The organism is Pseudomonas sp. GM79 (assembly GCF_000282495.1).
Classification (GTDB): Bacteria; Pseudomonadota; Gammaproteobacteria; order Pseudomonadales; family Pseudomonadaceae; genus Aquipseudomonas.
The window spans coordinates 1-22,669 of the sequence record NZ_AKJE01000044.1 but is presented as its reverse complement, the minus strand read 5'-3'; the positions used below and the strand labels follow the sequence as shown (position 1 = coordinate 22,669).

Here is a 22,669-nt window from a genome sequence, read left to right as displayed (position 1 = left end):
TCAGGGCCGGGGATGGTGGTGTCAGGGCAGGAATACGGGAGGCATGTTGTTCAGGCCGGGTACGGTGTTGTCAGGGCGTGATTACGGGAACCATGCTGTTCAGGCCAGGAACGCAGCCTTCGGCGGTTCCTGCACCTTTTTGTTTGACGCTGCTTGATATTCCGAACAGCCGAAGCCTATTTTGTACGGGTCGCCGTTCGCGGCTCGTACAACAACAAGGATTGCGTCATGACAACCGATGGCCATCGTTCACTCGCGCAGCGATTGACGGGCATTGATGAGATTGAATGTGTCACGCCGGACCTGAACGGCGTACCACGCGGCAAGGTGATGACCGCCGAAGGATTTCTTGAAGGGCGGCGTTTGCAGATGGCGCGAGGCGTGCTGCTGCAATGCATCATGGGCGGTTATCCGCCAGCGCGTTTTTATGGCAGCGATGATGGCGACCTGGCGCTGGTGCCTGATCCCGCGCAGATCCACCGCTTGCCCTGGAGCTCGCAGCCTCGGGCGCTGGCCATTTGCGATGCGGACGAGCTGACTGGCGAGAGCTCGCCGTTGTCGACCCGCGGCCAACTCAAGGCCGTGATCGCTCGATATGCCGCCCTCGGTCTGGCGCCGGTGGTGGCGACCGAGCTGGAATTCTTCGTCTTCGCGCCCAACCCTGACCCGACGCAACCCTTCCAGCCGCCACTGGGCCTGGACGGTCGTCGCGAGGACGGTCATTCGGCGTTCAGCGTCAGCTCCAACAACGGCTTGCGGCCGTTCTTCAATGAAGTCTACGAATGCATGGCGGCGCTGGGCTTGCCGCGCGATACCTTCATGCACGAGATGGGTGTCAGCCAGTTCGAGATCAACCTGCTGCACGGCGATCCGCTACTGTTGGCCGACCAGACCTTGTTGTTCAAGCATCTGCTCAAGGAAGTGGCGCTCAAGCATGGCCTGACCGTGGTGTGCATGGCCAAGCCGTTGGCTCACACCCCGGGCAGTTCGATGCATATTCACCAAAGCATCGTCGAGATCGGCACCGGGCGTAACGTGTTCAGCGACAAGGCCGGCGAGCCGACCGCGACCTTCCGTCATTTCATCGGTGGCCAGCAGGCCGGTATGGCGGATTTCACCGCGCTGTTTGCGCCGAACGTGAACTCCTATCAGCGCCTGTGCCATCCTTTCGCATCGCCAAATAATGCCTGCTGGTCCCACGACAACCGTGCGGCCGGGCTGCGCATTCCGGCCAGTTCACCGGTCGCTCGTCGGGTCGAAAACCGCTTGCCGGGGGCCGATGCCAATCCGTATCTGGCGATTGCCGCTAGCCTGGCATCAGGGTTGTATGGCATCGAAAACAAACTGGAGCCGAGCGAGCCGATCCAGGGTGAGTTCGTTGTGCCGGATAATCTTTCGTTGCCGTGTACCTTGCATGCCGCTCTTGAACGTCTGAAACGTAGCCAATTGGCGAAGGAACTGTTCGGCAAGGAGTTCATCGAAGGCTACATCGCTTCGAAGACCATGGAGTTGACCAGCTTCTTTGATGAAATTACTCCCTGGGAACGGCGTGTTCTAGCAGCCCAGGCCTGACGACCCGTCGCCGTCGGGCTATCGTTTGTCGATAGCCCGATACTCACTGCAAGGAGCCGCTCGGAACGCCGATGCGCCAAATCTTGAAATCTTTTCGGGGGCTTTATTTCGCCTCGCTGATGATGTTGATCGGCTCGGGCCTGTTGAGTACTTACCTTGCCCTGCGCCTGGCGGCCGATAAAGTCGACAGCCTGTGGGTTGGTGCGTTGATGGCGGCCAACTATTTCGGCCTGGTGCTGGGCGGCAAGATCGGCCATCGGCTGATTGCCCGGGTCGGGCATATTCGAGCCTATTCAGCCTGCGCCGGGATCGTCGGCGCGGCGGTGCTGGGCCATGGTTTGGTGGACTGGCTGCCCGCGTGGCTGTTCCTGCGGGTGATCGTCGGCCTGGGCATGATGTGCCAGTACATGGTGATCGAAAGCTGGCTCAATGAGCAGGCAGAAGCCAATAAGCGTGGCGTGGTGTTCAGCGGCTACATGATCGCTTCGTACCTGGGGTTGGTGCTGGGTCAGCTGATTCTGGTCATGCACCCGGGCCTGGGCCTGGAACTGCTGATGCTGGTCGCCCTGTGTTTCGCCCTGTGCCTGGTACCGGTGGCCCTGACGCGGCGGATTCACCCGGCGCCTTTGCACCCGGCGCCGATGGAACCACGCTTCTTCATCAAGCGCGTGCCACAGTCGTTGAGCACGGTGTTGGGGTCGGGTTTGATCGTCGGTTCGTTCTACGGTCTGGCGCCGCTGTATGCCTCGCAGCAAGGGCTGTCCACCGAACAGGTCGGTCTGTTCATGGGTAGCTGCATTTTTGCAGGCCTGGTGGTGCAGTGGCCGTTGGGTTGGCTGTCGGACCGCTATGACCGGGCGCTGTTGATCCGCTGTTTCGCGTTTAGCCTGGCGCTGGCTGCGTTGCCGCTGGCGATCATGCGGCAGGTGCCGCTGGAGGTGTTGTTCATCGCCGGGTTCCTCTGCTCGTTGGTGCAGTTCTGCCTGTACCCGTTGGCGGTGGCGTTCTCCAACGACCACGTCGAGGGTGATCGTCGGGTGTCGCTGACGGCGATGCTGCTGGTGACTTATGGTGTCGGCGCGAGTATCGGACCGTTGGTAGCCGGGGTGTTGATGAAGCTGTTCGGCAGTCAGATGCTCTATGCCTTCTTCAGCTTCTTTGCGCTGGTGCTGGTGTGGCGAATTCGCCCGAAAGCGGTCACCAACCTGCATCAGGTGGACGATGCTCCGCTGCATCACGTGGCGATGCCGGACAGTATGTCGAGCTCGCCATTGGTCGCTTGCCTGGACCCGCGAGTCGATGAGCAGGTAGTGCAGGATCAGATGCAGAACCCGGTCAACCCGGAGGCTGATTTCAATCCGGATGCAGAACCCGAATCAGCGCCTGAAACGGATTCGGAGCCCGAAGACCCTGACACAGGTCGCGAGCAAAGTTTTACCGAAGCGCGGCCTTGACCAAGGTATGGAAAATGCCCCTGCTTTCACGAGCGAGGGCGTTTTTTATGGCCGGACACTAATCTCCCTGTAGGAGCTGCCGCAGGCTGCGATCTTTCAGGATCAAAATCGCAGCCTGCGGCAGCTCCTACAAAAGCAGTTTGCAGCACCCAAAAAAACGGGCAGTCACCGCAAGGGACTGCCCGTTTTTTATGGGCGTGGCGTATCAGAAGTCGTCTTTATCGAAACGCCGTGCTTCGCGCTGAAGCTGATAGACGAACCGCTCGACCTGGCGCTGCACCAGGCCGCTCATGTTGTGAAAACGCACGCCGGCGAAGGTGGTGTTGATCTTTTCTTCGAAATGCAGGTAACGCAGTTCGACCGGTGCCGTCATGCTGCCGAAGGGCAGGGCAGCGACGAAGCGGTCATAGACCTGGCCCAGTTGCAGGCTGGCGGTGATGTCGCCCTCGAAGCGCAATTTGCAGCCGGTGGCGGAGATGTCCAGCAGTTTGCCGCTGATGGCCGATTTGAGTTTGTCGCCACCCAGATCGACGTTGACCAGTTGCGCCAGCTTCAACGCGGCGCGGAAAGCATTGCGGCGCTGGTGATAAACCACCTCATCGGGCAGTGCGCCACGGTAGCAGCGGCCATCGCCGGAGTCGTCGATGGTCAGCGGGCCATTGCTTTCCCAGGCGATGCGCACGCCGTCGTGGAAGCCTTCGACCTTGAACGGTTCGCCGGCCAGCAGAAAACGTTCGCCATCGCGCGGGATCATTTCGTCCAGGGCGATCATGTTGCTGTCACGATCGATGTCCACCAGATAACTCTGGAAGCGCTGGCTGCGCTCATGGAACGTGATGATCAGCGGGTCATGGCTGTCTTGCAGCTGACGCAGATTGCCGGAGATTTCCAGGGGCGTAGTGAGCACCTTGGGTGGCTGCGGAGCATCTTCCGCGTTTAAGGCATTGAACACGGGGCATCAATCTCCAGACAAATATGACTACTGGCTAGCATTCTGCCAGCATGTTTCGCGTCTTGATAGAGCGTGCTCATTGAAAGGCTCAAGCCTGACTGAGCGGGCGTGGCTTTGCGAGCTTGGAGGTTGAACCGCGGGCATCATAGAGCGCTGGCGGCTCGCCGCCGGTGAGGATTTTCAGCTGGTTGGCCGTGGCGGCCTGCTGCACCAGAATCGACTGGCCATTGTTAACGTTGGCGGCCTGGCACTGGGCCAGGAGGTCGGTCAGCACGTCGCTCTGTGCCAGCAACTGATCGCCAATGCTCGAATGGCTGGCAAGTTGCTCCAGGCCCTGGCGATTGGTCGGCAGGTTGAGACTGGCGAGGATTTCACTGCGCTTGCGGCCATGCTGCTCAAGCAAAATGATCAATGCCTGTTTCTGCGCCAGAATCTCTTCGAGCAGTGGCATGTCGCGACCGTGCAGCGCGAGGGACTCGGTTTGCAGCAGCTCCAGCAAGTGTTGCGCCGGGGCAAAGTCGTCGATGATCAGTTGCAGTAAATTAGTGTCGTGCATGGCTGGCCTTGGGTTTTAAGCGTCCAAAAGCCTGGCGCGGCCGTGGCCTAGCGCTGGGCTTCGAAGTTGAGCAGTTTGCTGGCTACACGGTTGCTGTCGACTTTATAGCTGCCATCGGCAATCGCTGCTTTCAACTCGGCCACGCGGGCGTTGTCGACGGCAGGCTGATCGCGCAGCTTGTCAGTGACCTTCTGCAACTGTTGAGCCTCATTGCTGAGGTGTACCGATTCCCCGCTTTTGGTGGTACTGGCCTGTTCGGCCGGGGTATTCAGCGGCGTGGATTGGCCGGCTTCGGCGGTTTCCTTCGCGGCGCTGGTACGTGTACTGCCCGTAAGTGACGAGGAGCTGTTTAAACGACTGAAATCGATGACCATGACAAAAAACCTCTGGGTATTTGGACGCTTGCCATGTTTTCGGCTCTTGCTGTGAAAACTTTAGGCCCATTTATCAATGAGCTTGCATGCGCCAGCGTGTGTCCTGCATGCGGCACAGTTTAGGCAACAGCCCAGTGGCGCGCCATCTCTTCACAAACTACGTGGCCGCTTACATGGAAACTTCCACCTGGCCGGGCGCGGTGACTTGCGCCTTGATGACCCGCTGGGAGTTCAGGTTTTTCACCCGGATCTGTTCACTCATGCCGCCATTGGACAGCGCTTCACCCGGCATGCGCACACTGAGCGTACCACTGCGGGCGGTAATCACCACCTGATCGCCCTTGCGAATGACTTCCGCCTGTTCGAGATGGACCAAGGTAATCACTTGATCAGCGACCATTGGTCGGGTCAGCTTTTGTCCGATCGCTTGATCGACGGAAGTCAGAAACCCCTGATTTATCAAGCTGATATCGCGCTCTCGCAGGGTTACGTCCTGAGGTTCGATAATCCCTGTGCGCTTGAGCGGACGGGTGGTGGTCACGATGTCGCGAAACAGCCGTACTTGAGCGGGTACGAAGACTGTCCAGGGGGAGGCTCCATCGCAGCGAACCTTGACCGTAACCCGGCCCAGAGGCCTCGCGGGGCTCTCAAGGGTGGCTGTCAATTCCTTGTCGCACATAGGCATGCGCAGGCGTGGATCGAGCTGATTGACCTCGATCTCGTAGCGTCCTTGCGTTTGACTGGTGGCCAGATAGTCTTCTACGGTGAATTCAAGAAAGCCCTGAGTGACGCCGATAAGCATGTCAGGCAAGGTAACCGCGTCAGCAAGGGCAGGGCTGCCAGCGTTGAACAGGCAAACGGCCGACATCGCGCAGAGCAATCTGCGGCAGGCTGATGTCAGGTGTCGGAAAAATGTCGGTTCTGTGTTCATAAGAGTTAAAAAGCAAGCGCCGTGCCGTTTAGTGAAGAATGTGCGTCGCAACACACTTAGCGTTGGTGTAGGAGTCTGGGCATGGCTGGTGTAATGGATTCGGTGAACCAGCGCACGCAACTGGTGGGGCAGAATCGCCTTGAGCTGTTGTTGTTCCGTCTCGACGGCCAGCAGCTGTATGGGATCAACGTGTTCAAGGTTCGTGAGGTGCTGCAATGCCCCAAACTGACCCTGATGCCCAAGTCCAGTCCTGTCGTGTGCGGTGTGGCGAATATTCGGGGGGCGACCATTCCGATTCTGGATCTGGCGATGGCGACCGGTTCCGGAGCGCTGAAAGATCAAAGCAATCCCTTCGTGATCATCACGGAGTACAACACCAAGACCCAGGGTTTCCTGGTTCGGTCGGTGGAGCGCATCGTCAACATGAACTGGGAGGAGATTCATCCGCCACCCAAGGGCACCGGGCGCGATCATTACTTGACGGCGGTGACTCGGGTCGACAATCAGTTGGTCGAAATCATCGACGTCGAGAAGGTGCTGGCGGAAGTGTCACCGACACCGGAAGCGATTTCGGTGGGCGTGGTGGATGTCGAGACTCAGCACAAGGCGTTGTCCTTGCGCGTGCTGACGGTCGACGATTCATCGGTGGCGCGTAAGCAGGTGACCCGTTGCCTGCAAACCGTCGGCGTCGAAGTGGTGGCGTTGAACGACGGTCGGCAAGCGCTGGATTACCTGCGCAAGCTGGTCGATGAGGGCAAGAAGCCGGAAGAAGAGTTTCTGATGATGATCTCCGACATCGAGATGCCGGAGATGGACGGGTACACCCTGACGGCCGAAATCCGCAGTGATCCGCGCATGCAAAAGCTGCATATCATCCTGCACACTTCGTTGTCGGGTGTGTTCAATCAGGCGATGGTCAAGAAGGTCGGTGCCGATGACTTTCTGGCCAAATTCCGTCCTGATGACCTGGCATCCCGGGTAGTCGACCGGATCAAAGCAGCAGATAACAGCTAGGGGCCTTCTGTCCCTGGCGGTCAACACGATTTAAGAGGCGGCATCTTTGTCTACGGGTAATTTGGATTTTGAACAGTTCCGGGTATTCCTGGAAAAAGCCTGTGGCATTTTGCTCGGTGAAAACAAGCAATACCTGGTCTCGAGCCGTCTCAACAAACTGATGGAACAGCAGGGCATCAAATCGCTGGGTGAGCTGGTTCAGCGCATCCAGACTCAGCCGCGCAGCGGTTTGCGCGAGATGGTGGTGGATGCCATGACCACCAACGAAACCCTGTGGTTTCGTGACACCTATCCGTTTGAAGTCTTGAAGAACAAGGTCTTGCCTGCAGCGATCAAGGCAAGCCCCGGCCAGCGCCTGCGGATCTGGTCGGCGGCGTGTTCGTCGGGTCAGGAACCGTATTCTCTGTCGATGTCCATCGATGAGTTCGAACGGGTCAACATGGGCCAGTTGAAGATGGGCGTGCAGATCGTTGCCACTGACCTGTCCGGCACCATGCTGACCAACTGCAAGACTGGCGAGTACGACAGCCTGGCCATCGGCCGCGGTCTGTCGCCCGAGCGCCTTCAGCGTTACTTCGACCCGAAAGGGCCGGGACGTTGGGCGATCAAGGCGCCGATCAAGAGTCGGGTGGAATTTCGCTCGTTCAACCTGCTGGACAGCTACGCGAGCCTGGGCAAGTTCGACATCGTGTTCTGCCGCAACGTGCTGATCTACTTCTCCGCCGAGGTGAAGAAAGACATCCTGTTGCGCATCCACAGCACGCTGAAGCCGGGCGGTTATCTGTTCCTTGGCGCGTCTGAAGCGCTGAACGGTTTGCCGGACCATTACCAGATGGTCCAGTGCAGCCCGGGGATCATTTATCAGGCGAAGTGATTCGTTGATGGCATAAAAGAACGGGAGTCCTCAGGGGGGCTCCCGTTTTTTTGTGCCTGATGATTTTCCGGCACCACCACGATCCAATGTGGGAGCGGGCTTGCTCGCGAAGGCGTCGTGTCAGTCGACATCAGCTTTGACTGGCACACCGCTTTCGCGAGCAAACCCGCTCCCACAGGGTCAGGTGGTGTTCTTTCTACCGTGATAAGCGGCAGAAAAGCGGCAGGCGGCGGAAATCGGTTGCCGCTTTTCTGGCATTGCCGGCTTGCCACCGCGCGCAAAGCCCCGGTTTACGGGCTTTTTTGAATTGGCACGGCGCTTGCTATGTCCCTGTTACGAAAAATCAGGTCACCCAAAGGTTTCCCGACATGAGCATCAGCTTCGATAAAGCGCTCGGTATCCATGAACAAGCCCTGGGCTTCCGCGCTCAGCGTGCCGAAGTCCTGGCCAACAACATCACCAACGCCGACACCCCGAACTACAAGGCTCGGGATCTGGACTTCTCGAAAGTGCTCGCCGAGCAGAACGAGAAAACCAAAAACGGCAAGTTCGCCTTGAACATGACCAACAGCCGTCACATCGAAGCTGAAGGCATGGGCAATGGCGACGAGTCGCTGATGTATCGCACGCCAATGCAACCGTCGATCGACCAGAACACCGTGGATGCCCAGCTGGAACAGTCGAATTACGCGGAAAACGCGGTCAACTTCCAGGCCAGCTTCACCCTGCTCAACAGTAAATTCAAAGGGCTGGTATCAGCCCTGCGTGGAGAGTAAGTCATGTCCCTTGCCAGTGTTTTCAACATTGCCGGTAGCGGCATGAGTGCCCAGACCACTCGTCTGAACACCGTCGCCTCGAACATCGCCAACGCCGAGACCGTCTCGTCGAGCATCGACCAGACCTACCGTGCCCGCCACCCGGTATTCGCCACCATGTTCCAGGGCGGCCAGAGCGGCGGCAGCGATTCGCTGTTCCAGAACCAGGACGCTGCCGGTCAAGGCGTGCAAGTGCTGGGCGTGGTCGAAGACCAGAGCAACCTTGAAGCGCGCTACGAGCCGAACCATCCGGCTGCCGATGGCAAGGGCTACGTCTATTACCCGAACGTCAATGTCGTCGAAGAAATGGCCGACATGATTTCCGCGAGCCGTTCGTTCCAGACCAACGCCGAAATGATGAACACCGCCAAAACCATGATGCAGAAGGTCCTGACCCTCGGTCAGTGATAAGGGGCGATTCATATGAGCGTTATCAGCGATGTTCTGGCCAATTCTTCGGTCCAGACCCCGACCACCAAAGACAGCCTGACCTCCGCCGCTACCGGCGGCCAGGCACTGGGCAAGGACGCGTTCCTGCAACTGTTGGTGACTCAGCTGAAAAACCAGAACCCGCTCGATCCTCAGGATAACAGCGAGTTCGTGGCACAGTTGGCGCAGTTCAGTAGCCTGGAAGGTATCACCACGCTGAACGATACGGTCAGCGGCCTTGCCAGTAGTTACAGCTCCTCGCAAGCCTTGCAGGCTTCTTCGCTGGTGGGGCGCTCCGTCATTGCGCAGACCGACAAAACCCTGGTCGACACCTCCAAGAGCCTTAACGGTACCGTCGTGGTGCCAACCTCGGTTTCCGCCGCCACCGTCAAGATTACCAACTCGGAAGGCAAGACCATCCGTACGCTCGAGTTGGGCAGTCAAAGTGCCGGTAACGCCAGTTTCATCTGGGACGGCAAGGACGATGCAGGCGCGGTGGCACCGGCGGGTACTTACACCTTCGGCGCAACGGCCACCATCGACAGCAAGGCGACATCGCTGATTACTTATCTGCCAGCGACCGTTAACAGCGTGACCATCAGCCAGACCGGCGGTGAGTTGATGCTGAACCTGGCAGGCATGGGCAGCGTTGCCCTGTCCAAAGTACAAACCATTGGTATATAGAGCCGACTAACACGGCACAAAGGAGTGGAATATGTCTTTCAATATCGGCCTTAGCGGTCTCTATGCAGCCAACAAACAACTGGACGTGACCGGCAACAACATCGCCAACGTCGCGACCACCGGTTTCAAATCCTCCCGTGCAGAATTCGAAGACGTGTACTCGGCCACTCGCCTGGGTACCGGCAGCAAGACCGTCGGCAACGGCGTGCGTCTGGCCAACGTTTCCCAGCAGTTCGGCCAGGGCGACGTGAACAACACCGGCAACGTGCTGGACATGGGCATCCAGGGCAACGGCTTCTTCATCCTCAGCGACAACGGCTCCCTGAGCTACACCCGTGCCGGTGTGTTCAAGACTGATGCTGAAAACTATGTGGTCGATAACAACGGCAACCGTTTGCAGGGTTATGGCGTTGATGCCAATGGCAAGATCATCAACGGTGTGTTGACGGATTTGAAGATTGATACGTCGAGCCTGAAGCCAAACCCGACCACCAAGGTCGATCAGACGATGAACCTGAACTCGGCGGAAACATTACCGACCGTGACCACGTTCAGCCCGACCGATACCAACAGCTATAACAAGACCATTTCCACCAAGGTCTACGATAGCCAGGGTAACGAGCACACCATGGATCAGTACTACGTGAAAACGGGTACCAACGCCTGGCGTGTCCACACCTACATGGATGGTCGTTCCCCGGCCAACCCCGCTACCACGCCACCAGTGGCGATTACCGCCGACATCACTTTCAACTCCGATGGCAGCATCAATACGCTGACGGCGGGTGCTGGCTGGACCAAGACCGGCAACACGTTGACCATGACCGGTTGGGTGCCAGGTACCATTACCAACGCCGCGACGACTCCTGTGACCTGGGGTCCGAACGGTTCCGTCGCTGCCACTGGCGGTATCGCGTTCAACATGGCGCTGACCACTTCTTACAACTCGCCAACCGCTCGTACCGCTCAGTTCCAGGATGGTTACGCCACTGGCCAGATCTCCAGCCTGACGATCGACGCCACCGGCGTCATGACCGCCAACTTCAGCAACCAACAAACCAAGGCCATCGGCCAGGTTGCAGTCGCCAGCTTCGCCAACGAGCAAGGCTTGCAACCGATTGGCGGTACCCGCTGGAAAGAAACCTTCGCCTCGGGCGTGGCGGGTGTCGATGCGCCGACAACCGGCACGCTGGGTTCGGTCGTGTCCAACTCCCTGGAAGAGTCCAACGTCAACCTGACCAACGAATTGGTCGAGCTGATCAAGGCCCAGAGCAACTACCAGGCAAACGCCAAGACCATCTCCACCCAGAGCACCATCATGCAGACCATCATTCAGATGACCTGATATTGGTTAGCGGGTAGCGCTTCACCAAGAGCCCCTCGCAAGAGGGGCTTTTTTGTGGGTGGTAGATACAGTTCAAGATCAAAAGATCGCAGCCTCGCTTCGCTCGACAGCTCCTACAGGGACCAACGTAGGAGCTGTCGAGCGAAGCGAGGCTGCGATCTTTTGATCTTAAGAGGCTGCGATCTTTTGATCTTAAAGCAGGCAAAAGAAAACCCCCGACCAGCCAGAGGCTCATCGGGGGTTTCAGGTAAGCGCCTTTCAGCGCTCACCGGCTCAGCTTATTGGCAAGCTTCGCAATCCGGCTCGTCAATCGCGCACGCCTTCGGCACTGGAGCAGGGCCGGCAGGGGCTGCCAGGACCGAGTCGTCGCCGTGGTTGCCACCGCTGGAAACAGCGTTCAGCTTACCGGTGTTGATGGTCGACTTCTCGGTGCTGGTCGCGGCCAGGGCACGGAGGTAGTAGGTGGTTTTCAGACCACGGTACCAGGCCATGCGGTAGGTCACGTCCAGCTTCTTGCCCGAAGCGCCGGCGATGTACAGGTTCAGCGATTGGGCCTGGTCGATCCACTTCTGACGACGGCTTGCCGCGTCAACGATCCACTTGGTGTCCACTTCGAACGCAGTGGCGTAGAGCTCTTTGAGTTCTTGCGGGATGCGCTCGATCTGCTGCACCGAACCGTCGTAGTACTTCAGGTCGTTGATCATGACCGAGTCCCACAGACCGCGAGCCTTCAGGTCGCGAACCAGGTACGGGTTGATCACGGTGAATTCGCCCGACAGGTTCGATTTCACGTAGAGGTTCTGGTAAGTCGGTTCGATCGACTGCGACACGCCAGTGATGTTGGCGATGGTCGCGGTCGGTGCGATGGCCATGATGTTGGAGTTACGAATGCCTTTCTGCACACGGGCGCGAACCGGTGCCCAGTCCAGGGTTTCGTTCAGGTCGACATCGATGTACTTCTGGCCACGCTGTTCGATCAGGATCTGTTGCGAATCCAGCGGCAGGATGCCTTTGGACCACAGCGAACCCTGGAACGTCTCGTAAGCGCCGCGCTCGTCGGCCAGGTCGCAGGACGCCTGGATCGCGTAGTAGCTGACCGCTTCCATCGACTTGTCGGCGAACTCGACGGCAGCGTCGGAACCGTAAGGGATGTGCTGCAGGTACAAAGCGTCCTGGAAGCCCATGATGCCCAGACCGACCGGACGGTGCTTGAAGTTGGAGTTCTTCGCTTGTGGCACCGAGTAGTAGTTGATGTCGATAACGTTATCGAGCATGCGAACAGCGGTGTTCACGGTGCGTTCCAGCTTGGCGGTGTCCAGCTTGCCGTTGGTGATGTGGTTCGGCAGGTTGATCGAACCCAGGTTGCAAACGGCGATCTCGTCCTTGTTGGTGTTCAAGGTGATCTCGGTGCACAGGTTCGAGCTGTGAACCACGCCTACGTGCTGCTGCGGGCTGCGCAGGTTGCACGGGTCTTTGAAGGTCAGCCATGGGTGGCCGGTTTCAAACAGCATGGACAGCATTTTGCGCCACAGGTCTTTGGCCTGGATGGTCTTGAACAGCTTGATCTTGCCCGGGTACTCGGACAGGGCTTCGTAGTACTCGTAACGCTCTTCGAAGGCCTTGCCGGTCAGGTCGTGCAGGTCCGGCACTTCGGACGGCGAGAACAGGGTCCACTTGCCGTCATCGAAGACGCGCTTCATGAACAGGTCAGGGATCCAGTTGGCGGTGTTCATGTCGTGGGTACGACGACGGTCATCACCGGTGTTCTTGCGCAGCTCGATGAACTCCTCGATGTCCATGTGCCAGGTTTCCAGGTAGGCACAGACAGCGCCTTTGCGCTTGCCACCCTGGTTAACGGCGACGGCGGTGTCGTTCACCACTTTCAGGAACGGTACAACGCCCTGGGATTTGCCGTTGGTGCCCTTGATGTACGAGCCCAGCGCACGAACCGGCGTCCAGTCATTGCCCAGGCCGCCAGCGAATTTCGACAGCATGGCGTTGTCGTGGATCGCGTGGTAGATGCCCGACAGGTCATCCGGCACGGTGGTCAGGTAGCAGCTCGACAGCTGTGGACGCAGGGTACCGGCGTTGAACAAGGTCGGGGTCGAGGACATGTAGTCGAAGGACGACAACAGGTTGTAGAACTCGATCGCACGGTCTTCTTTGTTCTTCTCTTCGATTGCCAGGCCCATGGCCACGCGCATGAAGAAAATCTGCGGCAGTTCGAAGCGGATCCCGTCCTTGTGGATGAAGTAACGGTCGTACAGGGTTTGCAGGCCCAGGTACGTGAACTGCTGATCGCGCTCGTGGTTGATTGCCTTGCCGAGTTTTTCCAGGTCGAAGGACGCCAGAACCGGGTTCAGCAATTCGAATTCGATACCTTTGGCGATGTACGCCGGCAGTGCCTTGGCGTACAGGTCGACCATTTCGTGGTGAGTCGCGCTCTCGGCGACGCCCAGGAAATTCAGGCCTTCGGCACGCAGGGTGTCCATCAGCAGGCGGGCGGTCACGAACGAGTAGTTCGGCTCACGCTCCACCAGCGTACGGGCAGTCATCACCAGAGCGGTGTTGACGTCGGTCAGGGCCACGCCGTCGTACAGGTTCTTCAGGGTTTCGCGCTGGATCAGGTCGCCGTCGACTTCTTCCAGACCTTCGCACGCTTCAGTGACGATGGTGTTCAGACGACCCATGTCCAGAGGTGCAAGGCTGCCATCGGCGCGGGTGATGCGGATCGACGGGTGAGCCTGTACTGCGTCCTCGGCAGGGGCGCGTACAGCGCGTTCCTTGGAACGGGCGTCGCGGTAGATCACGTAGTCGCGGGCAACTTTCTGCTCGCCGGCACGCATCAGGGCCAGTTCGACCTGGTCCTGGATTTCTTCGATGTGGATGGTGCCGCCCGATGGCATGCGACGCTTGAAGGTGGCGGTGACTTGTTCGGTCAGGCGGGCAACGGTGTCGTGGATGCGCGACGAAGCGGCAGCGGTGCCGCCTTCAACTGCAAGAAACGCTTTGGTGATGGCGACGGTGATTTTGTCATCGGTGTAAGGAACGACAGTCCCGTTTCGCTTGATCACGCGCAGCTGGCCAGGCGCGGTGGCGGACAGATCCGAATTCGAATCGGCGGCCTGCGGCAAGGTGCCCTGCGGGTTCTCGCGAGTTGTGTCGGTTTGCATGGGGGGTTGTCTCCACATTCTCTATGTTTGTTTGGGCACCATCACGGTGCCCACCGTTCTGTCCTGAAGCACTACAACCGACGTGGCGTCGGGCATAACAACTTCGGGACAGTAGGAAAAAGGCTAATGATGCCGCTTCCTTGCCGAAGTCTTTGGCCGCGAGCCAGGGCTCGAAGCCGGATTCCTTTCTGGGGTGCCAGTTTTGACTGCAACACCCGTACCGTTCTGGCTGTTCTGGCCTGAAAAAACGGTGCCATCCGCGCATGCGGTTTGGGCTTGTAAAATCGTGCTTGGTTCAACCATAAACAGGCAATAAAGCGCTTGAGTTTCTGGTCTGAAATGTGGTTGGGCTTTTATGCTAAAACCCTACATGTAGGGTTTTTTTAGCGCCGAGGTACAAGATAATGCGTTTTTGAGGGTGTTGCAACGTACTACCTGTGGATAAACCTGTGCGTAAATTGTGTGTGAAAGGTGGAACGAGCGTGTAGGCCGCGACCTAGCTGGAGCGGACCGTTTTTCACTGATTTTCAACGATTGAAATCAGTCATTCGGATTTTTAAGGGCGCGAACCCTATCACAAAAAACCGCTGTGTCCGAACGCATTTACCCGCTTGTGTTCCAGACGTGCGCCGTTTATACAATCGGCCAATGCAGATGCATTCTTATCCTCCCCAATCATTACAAAAAGACGGGCGGATCCTTTCTTAAAGTGATGTTGGCAAGCAGAGGTCACCGTGGAGCAAGAAGTCTGGCAGGTATTGATTGTCGAGGACGACCAGCGTCTGGCCGAACTGACTCGCGACTACCTGGAAGCCAATGGCCTGCGGGTGTCGATCGAGGGCGACGGCGCCCTCGCCGCGGCACGCATCATCAAGGAGAAACCGGACCTGGTAATCCTCGACCTGATGCTCCCGGGCGAAGACGGCCTGAGCATTTGTCGCAAGGTTCGCGACAAATATGACGGCCCGATCCTGATGCTCACCGCACGCTCCGATGACACCGATCAAATCCTCGGCCTCGACCTCGGTGCTGACGACTACGTCTGCAAACCGGTTCGCCCGCGTCTGCTGCTGGCGCGCATCCAGGCCTTGTTGCGGCGTAGCGAAGCGCCTGAAGCAGCCCCGGAAAAACAGCGGCGTCTGCAGTTCGGCCCGTTGGTGGTGGACAACGCGTTGCGCGAGGCCTGGCTGCATGACAAAGGCATCGAGTTGACCAGCGCCGAGTTCGATTTGCTCTGGCTACTGGTGGCCAACGCCGGGCGTATTCTGTCTCGCGAAGAAATATTCACCGCGCTGCGCGGTATCGGTTATGACGGCCAGGACCGTTCCATCGACGTGCGCATCTCACGCATCCGCCCGAAGATCGGCGATGACCCGGAGCATCCGCGGCTGATCAAAACCATCCGCAGCAAAGGCTATCTGTTCGTTCCCGAAGCCTGCGCAGACTTGTCGCTGTGAACTCGATCTTCCTGCGCATTTATGGCGGCATGTGCGCGGCGCTGATTCTGGTGGCTGTGCTCGGCGTGCTGGCCTTGCACCTGCTTAACCAGGTGCGCAGCGAGCAATACCGCGAGCGTCTGGCCCACGGCACGTTCTCGTTGATGGCCGATAACCTGCAACCGATGAACGAAACCGAGCGTCACCGGGCCTTGCTGGTGTGGGAGCGCTTGCTCGGGATTCCGTTGGCGCTGAAGACATTCCCCCAGACCGACCTCGACCTGACCCAGCGCACCCGCGTGCTGCGCGGTCAGGCACTGGTGGAGCAGACCGGCCCGCACGCGGCAAAGGTTTACCGTTTGGTCAGCGACAAGGAACAACTGGTGCTCACCGGGGAAGTCCAGCAGATCAGCGAACAACTGGCGCGAGCGACCATTTACCTGTTGGCCGATGAACTGGTGCGCTACCCAGTGGCCGAGCAGCCCAAGCGTCTGGCGCAGTTAAAGGAAGAGAAGGGTTTCGGCTTTGATCTGCGGCTGGTCACGATCGATCAGGCCGACATGGACGAAGATCAGAGCCGCCGCGTATCCGAAGGCGACACGGTGATGGCGCTGGGCAAGGGCGGCGATTCCATCCGGGTGTTTGCCGGCATGGTCGGTACGCCGTGGGTACTGGAAATCGGCCCGCTGTATCAAATGAATCCTTACCCGCCCGAGTGGCTGGTGCTGATTGCGGCCCTCGGCCTGAGCCTGATCGGTTTGATCGTCTATCTGTTGGTGCGTCAGCTGGAGCGCCGTTTGCGCGGGCTGGAAGCCGCCGCCACGCGCATCGCCAAGGGCAGCCTGGAAACCCGCGTGCCGGCACGCGGCGCGGACTCGGTGGGGCGCCTGGCCTCGGCGTTCAACGGCATGGCCGAGCACTTGCAGCAATTGTTGGCGATTCAGCGAGAACTGGTGCGCGCCGTGTCCCATGAACTGCGCACGCCGGTGGCGCGTTTGCGTTTTGGCCTGGAGATGATCGGCTCGGCCACCACGCCTGAGGCGCTGGAAAAATACCGCGAAGGGATGGACCACGACATCGAGGACCTCGATCGGCTGGTCGACGAGATGCTCACCTATGCGCGGCTGGAGCAGGGTTCGCCGGCGCTGAATTTTCAGCGGATCGATCTGGATGCGTTGGTCAATCAGGTGATCGAAGAACTGGCGCCGTTGCGCGCCGAGGTCACGGTGCAGCGCGGTTTGTGCCTGTCGGCCGCCGATTGCGACGACGCCTGGGTCGAGGCCGAACCGCGTTACTTGCACCGGGCGTTGCAGAACCTGGTGAGCAATGCCATGCGCCACGCCCACTCACGGGTGACCGTCAGTTATCAGGTGGGGCAGCAGCGCTGTCGGGTGGATGTCGAGGATGACGGGCCGGGCGTGCCGGAAACCGCCTGGGAGAAAATCTTCACCCCGTTCCTGCGCCTCGATGACAGCCGCACCCGTGCCTCGGGCGGGCATGGGTTGGGGTTATCGATTGTGCGGCGAATCATCCATTGGCATGACGGGCGAGCATTGATCGGCAAGAGCAAAAGCCTGGGCGGGGCCTGTTTCAGTTTGAGCTGGCCGAGGAATCAGGAGCGGCGGTGAGATCTGCGGTGAATGATCCACCGCTTTCGCGAGCAAGCCCGCTCCCACATTGGACCGTATCTGACGTGGGAATGCGGTCCAATGTGGGAGCGGGCTTGCTCGCGAAGAGGCCCTGTCAGGCGCTACAAAACCTCAGGCCTTGATACTGACCAGACTCAACAACTGCCCATCCATCACTGCAAACTGCGCGTCCAGCTCAGTGCCGCTGCACCATTCACCGGACAGGTCGGTCAGCAATCGCAACCGCACTTCGCCGCCCGCGCTCCACTCCAGCACCTCGGCGTGTTCGAAATAGAAGCGCTTCTGCACGATAGGGTAGAGCGCCTTGAACAGGCTTTCCTTCACCGAAAATGTCAGCGTCACCAGCATTGCCAATTGATCGCGAGCACCAGCAGCCATGCGCTGCATTTCAGGCCCGGTGAGAATCTCCCCGGCCAGGCGTTCGGCGCGCTCTGCGTCGAGCAGGTTTTCCAGGTCCATTCCCAAGCCACGCCAATGGGCTTTGTTCGCGACTATTGCTGCGGCCCGGCCGGTGCTGTGGGTGATCGAGCCGGTGATATGCACTGGCCACACTGGTGCGCGGTCTTCGCCGATGGCCGGGATGAAACTCAGCCCTTCCAGTTGTTGCAACGCCGCCCGGGCGCAGACTCGTCCGGCGAGAAACTCGGCCTGCCGCTTGGCCACCGAACGCTGGATGCTCGCCGGCGGCTCGATGGCGCTGCGCTGGAAATCATCACTGGCCAGTTGTTTGGTATCGAAGTGGGTACCCAACAGGACCGTATCGGGCAGCACAAACGGCAGCGGCCAATGGGCGTCGAGTGGGGTGCAGCAGACGGGTAGGGCGGGGGCGGGATTCATGACGGGCATTTTGCCGGGTTGCCTTGAGGCTGGGTAGTAGCTGAGAGCTTTTGTGGCGAGGGAGCTTGCTCCCGCTCGGCTGCGAAGCAGTCGTAAACCGGTGAACGCGGTGTGTCTGAAAAAACGTGATTGCCGGGTTTGGGGCCGCTTCGCAGCCCAACGGGAGCAAGCTCCCTCGCCACAGGGAGCAATGCTGTTGGTGTGTCAGCCAAATATCTTCTTGAAAAACGCCTGCATATCCGCCCAGGACTTCTCATCCGCGGTCTTGCTGTAACCAATGTCCGGCCCGCCGTGGTCGCCATGGCTCAGACGATCCGCCTCGGGATTGCTGAACCCGTGCTTGGCGCCTTCGAGGGTGACGAACTTGTAGTCGGCATTGGCCTTGTCCATTTCTGTCTTGAACGCTGCCACGTTTTCCGCCGTGACCATGCTGTCCAGAGCGCCATGCTCCACCAGGACTTTCGCCTTCACGCTGCCAGGCGTCGCTGGCGTATTGGTCACCAGCGCGCCGTGGAAACTCACCACGCCCGCCAGTGGCACGCCTTGACGCGCCGCATCCAGCACCACCTTGCCGCCGAAGCAATAACCGATGGCCGCCAGTTTGGCCGGGTCGGTTTGTGGCTGTTTCTTCAGCAAGTCGAGCCCGGCCTGAAACCGCGCACTGGCCGCTGCGCTGTCCTTCAATGCTGCTTGCATGAAGGCCATGGCGTCCTTGGCGTGTTCGGTGTTCTTGCCGTCGCCAAACATGTCTATCGCCAGCGCGCTGTAGCCCAGACCGGCCAGATCACGGGCGCGGCGCTTGGCGTAGTCGTTGAGGCCCCACCATTCATGCACCACCACCACGCCCGGGCGCGGGCCTTTGATCGCGTCGTCGTAGGCGTAATAGCCGATCAGCTTGGTGCCGTCGGCACTCTGGTAGGGAATTTCCTGGGTCTGGATGGCGGCCTGGCTGACCCCGCTCAGAGCCAGTAACACGAGGGCGAGGAACACACGCATGATCAAATCTCCATATTAGGAATCGTGAGAACAGCGTAGTCGATTTGATTCAGCTCAGGTTCAGAGTGCGTTCAGGGGCAGTACAGGGAGGGGTCAGTAACCTTGCCCCGTACCCAAAAAGCACATAGCGCATGAGGAAACTCCCCAATGACTACTTTTAAAAAACTGCTTCTGGCTTTCACCGTGATGGGCGCCAGTGTTGCGGCCCACGCCGATACCACCAATTTCGCGGGCCTGACCTTTGGCCAGACCAGCGACAAGGTTAAAAAATCCAGCGCCCTGAACGACAACCTCAACCACCCGAACGCCGACGGTGTGATCGGCAAGGACAGCACCTGGGGCGCGCGTCTGGGCCAGCAAGACAGCAAGGGCCGCTACTACGCCACTTATGACAATGTGTCGGGCTCGCACAATGGCATTAAACTGCGTCAGGAAAACCTGCTGGGCAGTTACGATCTGTTCTACCCGGTGGGTGGCAGCACCAAATTGTTCGGCGGTGCCACCGCCGGTTTGACCAAACTGACCCAGGAGTCGCCAGGCTTCAGCCGCGATAGCGACATCGGTTACGCCATTGGCGGCCAGGTCGGTGTATTGCAGCAAGTTTCGCAAAACACCTCGGTCGAGCTGGGTTACCGTTACCTGCGCAGCAACGCCAGCACCGAGATGAGCGAGCGCGGCGGCAGCAAACAGGGTTCGCTGGACTTGACCAGCAGCGCCCAGACCTACCTGTCCGCCAACTACGCTTTCTAAAAAGCGTTTTATGAGGGTAGGCGCCGAGGCCAGTCGGTTAAGCGAAATCCCTGTGGGAGCGGGCTTGCTCGCGAAAGCGGTGTGTCAGGCGACATCAATGTTGACTGACACACCGTCTTCGCGAGCAAGCCCGCTCCCACATGTTCCGCGGCGTTATGTCTTTGGAGATGTTGATTTGCCCAGGAGAGCGTTATGAAATTGCTGGTCGTCGAAGATGAAGCGCTGTTGCGCCATCACCTGCAAACCCGCCTGACGGATAGCGGCCACGTGGTCGAATCCGTGGCCAACGCCGAGGAAGCGTTGTACCAGGCCGAGCAGTTCAACCATGACCTGGCGGTGATCGACCTCGGCCTGCCGGGCATGGGTGGGCTCGATCTGATTCGTCAATTGCGCTCCCGGGGCAAGACGTTTCCGATCCTGATCCTCACCGCGCGGGGCAACTGGCAGGACAAGGTCGAAGGCCTCGCCGCCGGCGCTGATGATTACGTGGTCAAGCCCTTCCAGTTCGAAGAGCTGGACGCCCGGCTCAATGCCTTGCTGCGCCGCTCCAGCGGTTTCACCCAGTCGACCATCGTCGCTGGCCCCTTGCTGCTGGACCTCAATCGCAAACAGGCGTCCCTCGATGAACAACCGTTGGCACTGACCGCCTACGAATACCGGATCCTCGAGTACCTGATGCGCCATCACCAGCAAGTGGTGGCCAAGGACCGCTTGATGGAGCAGCTCTATCCGGATGACGGTGAGCGCGATCCGAATGTGATCGAAGTGCTGGTCGGCCGCTTGCGCCGCAAACTCGAAGGCCCGGCCGGCTTCAAGCCGATCGATACCGTGCGTGGCCTTGGCTACCTGTTCAACGAGCGCTGCACTTGATTCGTTCCCTTCGCGTCCGGCTGATGCTCGCCGCCACGGTCCTGGCGGTGTTGTTCATGCTGGCGTTGCTGCCGGCGATGCAGGGCGCGTTCAGCCTGGCGTTGCAGGATTCCATCGAGCAGCGCCTGGCGTCGGACGTCACCACGCTGATCTCTGCTGCCCGGGTGGATAACAACCGCTTGCAGATGCCGGCGCAGTTGCCCGACGAGCGCTTCAACCTCACCGACAGCCGTTTGCTCGGCTACATCTATGACCGCGAAGGTCATCTGGTCTGGCGCTCGAAAGCTACCCAGGAAGAGAAGATCAACTACAAACCGCGTTACGACGGGCGCGGTAACGAGTTCGCAAGGATTCGCGAAGCCAATGGTGAAGAGTTCTTCGTCTATGACGTCGAGGTCAAACTGCTGGGCGGCCAAAGCGCGGCGTTCAGCATCGTCGCCCTGCAACCGGTGCGTGAATACGAAATCACCCTCGAAGGCCTGCGGGAAAACCTTTATCTGGGCTTCGGCGCAGCCTTGCTGGTGTTGCTCGCCTTGCTGTGGATCGGCCTGACCTGGGGCTTGCAGGCGTTGCGCCGGTTGAGCCAGGAACTGGACCAGATCGAGGGCGGCACGCGTGAAAGCCTGAGTGAAGAACATCCACGGGAACTGCTGCGCCTGACCGGCTCGCTCAACCGCTTGTTGCACAGCGAACGTGAACAGCGCGGCCGTTATCGCGACTCCCTCGACGACCTGGCCCACAGCCTGAAAACCCCTCTGACGGTGTTGCAAGGTGTCAGCGAAGACATGGCGCAAAAGCCGCAAGAGCGCGAACAGGCCTGGGTGCTGCAAACCCAGATCGAGCGCATGAGCCAGCAGATCGGCTATCAACTGCAACGCGCAAGCCTGCGCAAAAGCGGGCTGGTGCGCCACCAGGTGCGCCTGCGCCCAGTGTTGCAAAGCCTCTGCGATACGCTGGACAAGGTCTACCGCGACAAACGTGTGCAGGTCGCTTTCGATCTGCCCGATCAGTGTTATGTGCCGATCGAACAAGGCGCCTTGCTGGAAATGATGGGCAACCTGCTGGAAAACGCCTATCGCCTGTGCCTGAGTGAAGTGCGCATCAGCGTGCGCGAAACCCTCAGCGGGATTGAGTTGTGCGTTGAAGATGATGGCCCGGGCGTGCCACCGGACCAGCGTGCGCGGATTCTGCAGCGGGGCGAGCGGCTGGATCGTCAGCATCCGGGGCAGGGGATTGGGTTGGCGGTGGTCAAGGACATCATCGAAAGCTACAGCGCCAAATTGACGCTGGGGGATTCACCGATGGGCGGGGCGGCGTTCCGGATTCATTTTCCGGTGGTTTGATCCTTGGATTGATGGTGTTCTTTCGGGCCTCTTCGCGAGCAAGCCCGCTCCCACATTAAACCGAGTCGTTGCTGAGAACGCGGTCAACTGTGGGAGCGGGCTTGCTCGCGAAGGGGCCGGCCAATCCACCACAAAGCTCAGTGTCAGACCGCTAAACAAGCACTGTTTAAACGACACTTCCGGATACTCACTCAGGCTACACATTCTTGCGCCGCTGCCTACGACTACGCCAGAATCCGCCGGCTAGTGCGCCTGGGGCGCGGGCTCTATCCTTTGCCGGTCGCTGACGAATCAGCGATCGGGTTTAGCGATCCGATCCCATACACAGACGCAAAAGCGCCCAAGTTTTGATTGCAGTTTTAGTGCCTGCAATTCGCGTAATGGTGGCTGTGCGTGGGAGACCTTCGAGTCTACCCGGGGTTTCTGTGACCCGGATCGCTAACCTGCGTACAGCCGCCACCTTTACTTGTTTAGCGATAGGTCGTGGCGGCTCAACCAACCACGGAGCTTCACCATGTTCAAACCTACACCCAACCCACCTGAAACCGATCCGACATCCCCCTACGAATCCCTCGATTCGAAAAAACTCAACGAAGCCGCCGACCGCGCCCTCGA

20 protein-coding genes and 1 pseudogene are annotated in these 22,669 nt (G+C 59.2%); 14 read left to right on the top strand and 7 right to left on the bottom strand.

Annotated elements, in window-relative coordinates:
• Positions 1-330 precede the first annotated feature (330 nt).
• Positions 331-1,572 (top strand): glutamine synthetase family protein, encoded by a 1,242-nt coding sequence (locus tag PMI36_RS15865; protein WP_177319488.1) that lies wholly within the window; start codon positions 331-333, stop codon positions 1,570-1,572.
• A 71-nt stretch (positions 1,573-1,643) separates the two neighbouring features.
• Positions 1,644-3,026, top strand: coding sequence for an MFS transporter (locus PMI36_RS15870; RefSeq protein ID WP_008071802.1), 1,383 nt, complete (start codon positions 1,644-1,646; stop codon positions 3,024-3,026).
• A gap of 205 nt (positions 3,027-3,231) precedes the next feature.
• Here the strand turns inward: PMI36_RS15870 and PMI36_RS15875 are convergent, their stop codons facing one another.
• The 4 genes from PMI36_RS15875 to flgA all read right to left on the bottom strand — a co-directional run bounded on the left by PMI36_RS15875 (position 3,232) and on the right by flgA (position 5,839).
• Positions 3,232-3,978 (bottom strand): flagellar brake protein, encoded by a 747-nt coding sequence (locus tag PMI36_RS15875; protein WP_008071799.1) that lies wholly within the window; start codon positions 3,976-3,978, stop codon positions 3,232-3,234.
• 88 nt (positions 3,979-4,066) lie between these two features.
• Entirely contained in the window at positions 4,067-4,534 is a 468-nt protein-coding gene (locus tag PMI36_RS15880) for a flagella synthesis protein FlgN (RefSeq protein WP_008071798.1), read from the bottom strand.
• A gap of 47 nt (positions 4,535-4,581) precedes the next feature.
• A complete protein-coding gene (flgM, locus tag PMI36_RS15885; RefSeq protein ID WP_008071796.1) occupies positions 4,582-4,908 on the bottom strand; it encodes a flagellar biosynthesis anti-sigma factor FlgM in 327 nt (108 codons plus the stop codon).
• A gap of 169 nt (positions 4,909-5,077) precedes the next feature.
• On the bottom strand, positions 5,078-5,839 hold the full coding sequence (gene flgA, locus PMI36_RS15890; RefSeq protein WP_032830386.1) for a flagellar basal body P-ring formation chaperone FlgA: 762 nt from the start codon (positions 5,837-5,839) through the stop codon (positions 5,078-5,080).
• A gap of 81 nt (positions 5,840-5,920) precedes the next feature.
• On the opposite strand from flgA, the gene PMI36_RS15895 reads away from it, so the two are divergent.
• The 6 genes from PMI36_RS15895 (at position 5,921) to flgE (ending at position 11,000) form a co-directional block, all read left to right on the top strand.
• On the top strand, positions 5,921-6,853 hold the full coding sequence (locus PMI36_RS15895) for a chemotaxis protein CheV (RefSeq protein WP_008071794.1): 933 nt from the start codon (positions 5,921-5,923) through the stop codon (positions 6,851-6,853).
• A 46-nt stretch (positions 6,854-6,899) separates the two neighbouring features.
• A complete protein-coding gene (cheR, locus tag PMI36_RS15900) occupies positions 6,900-7,727 on the top strand; it encodes a protein-glutamate O-methyltransferase CheR (protein ID WP_008071786.1) in 828 nt (275 codons plus the stop codon).
• Positions 7,728-8,095: 368 nt separating this feature from the next.
• Positions 8,096-8,503 carry a flagellar basal body rod protein FlgB gene (gene flgB / locus PMI36_RS15905; protein ID WP_008071783.1) on the top strand — a complete coding sequence of 136 codons (408 nt, stop codon included), beginning with the start codon at positions 8,096-8,098 and terminating at the stop codon, positions 8,501-8,503.
• A 3-nt stretch (positions 8,504-8,506) separates the two neighbouring features.
• Positions 8,507-8,950: a flagellar basal body rod protein FlgC gene (gene flgC / locus PMI36_RS15910; protein ID WP_008071781.1), complete on the top strand. Its 444-nt coding sequence runs from the start codon at positions 8,507-8,509 to the stop codon at positions 8,948-8,950.
• Between the two features lie 15 nt (positions 8,951-8,965).
• Positions 8,966-9,655 (top strand): flagellar hook assembly protein FlgD, encoded by a 690-nt coding sequence (flgD, locus tag PMI36_RS15915; RefSeq protein WP_008071768.1) that lies wholly within the window; start codon positions 8,966-8,968, stop codon positions 9,653-9,655.
• A gap of 31 nt (positions 9,656-9,686) precedes the next feature.
• Complete coding sequence (gene flgE / locus PMI36_RS15920; RefSeq protein WP_008071767.1) at positions 9,687-11,000, top strand: flagellar hook protein FlgE; 1,314 nt, start codon at positions 9,687-9,689, stop codon at positions 10,998-11,000.
• Positions 11,001-11,278: 278 nt separating this feature from the next.
• On the opposite strand, the gene PMI36_RS15925 is transcribed toward flgE, so the two are convergent.
• The gene (locus PMI36_RS15925) at positions 11,279-14,173 is read right to left on the bottom strand and encodes a ribonucleoside-diphosphate reductase subunit alpha (RefSeq protein ID WP_008071766.1); all 2,895 of its coding nucleotides are present in this window, start codon (positions 14,171-14,173) and stop codon (positions 11,279-11,281) included.
• 734 nt (positions 14,174-14,907) lie between these two features.
• Here PMI36_RS15925 and PMI36_RS15930 point away from each other — a divergent pair.
• Both PMI36_RS15930 and PMI36_RS15935 read left to right on the top strand, forming a co-directional pair.
• Positions 14,908-15,630 (top strand): response regulator, encoded by a 723-nt coding sequence (locus PMI36_RS15930; RefSeq protein ID WP_008071765.1) that lies wholly within the window; start codon positions 14,908-14,910, stop codon positions 15,628-15,630.
• The gene (locus tag PMI36_RS15935) at positions 15,627-17,237 is read left to right on the top strand and encodes an ATP-binding protein (protein ID WP_008071764.1); all 1,611 of its coding nucleotides are present in this window, start codon (positions 15,627-15,629) and stop codon (positions 17,235-17,237) included. Before PMI36_RS15930 ends, PMI36_RS15935 begins: the two co-directional genes overlap by 4 nt.
• Positions 17,238-17,369: 132 nt before the next feature.
• On the opposite strand, the gene PMI36_RS15940 is transcribed toward PMI36_RS15935, so the two are convergent.
• Both PMI36_RS15940 and PMI36_RS15945 read right to left on the bottom strand, forming a co-directional pair.
• Positions 17,370-18,095, bottom strand: a complete 726-nt coding sequence (locus PMI36_RS15940) for a 4'-phosphopantetheinyl transferase family protein (protein ID WP_202949516.1) — start codon at positions 18,093-18,095, stop codon at positions 17,370-17,372.
• 204 nt (positions 18,096-18,299) lie between these two features.
• Positions 18,300-19,091 carry a dienelactone hydrolase family protein gene (locus tag PMI36_RS15945; protein ID WP_008071762.1) on the bottom strand — a complete coding sequence of 264 codons (792 nt, stop codon included), beginning with the start codon at positions 19,089-19,091 and terminating at the stop codon, positions 18,300-18,302.
• 147 nt (positions 19,092-19,238) lie between these two features.
• Between PMI36_RS15945 and PMI36_RS15950 the strand changes: the two genes are divergently transcribed.
• From PMI36_RS15950 to PMI36_RS32470, 4 genes and pseudogenes are all read left to right on the top strand, one after another.
• On the top strand, positions 19,239-19,841 hold the full coding sequence (locus PMI36_RS15950) for a hypothetical protein (RefSeq protein WP_008071761.1): 603 nt from the start codon (positions 19,239-19,241) through the stop codon (positions 19,839-19,841).
• A 192-nt stretch (positions 19,842-20,033) separates the two neighbouring features.
• Positions 20,034-20,711, top strand: a complete 678-nt coding sequence (locus PMI36_RS15955; RefSeq protein ID WP_007899104.1) for a response regulator — start codon at positions 20,034-20,036, stop codon at positions 20,709-20,711.
• Positions 20,708-22,054 (top strand): ATP-binding protein, encoded by a 1,347-nt coding sequence (locus tag PMI36_RS15960; RefSeq protein WP_008071759.1) that lies wholly within the window; start codon positions 20,708-20,710, stop codon positions 22,052-22,054. The genes PMI36_RS15955 and PMI36_RS15960 overlap by 4 nt, the downstream gene beginning before the upstream one ends.
• 514 nt (positions 22,055-22,568) lie before the next feature.
• Positions 22,569-22,669: pseudogene (locus PMI36_RS32470) on the top strand (DUF6124 family protein); the annotation flags it as partial.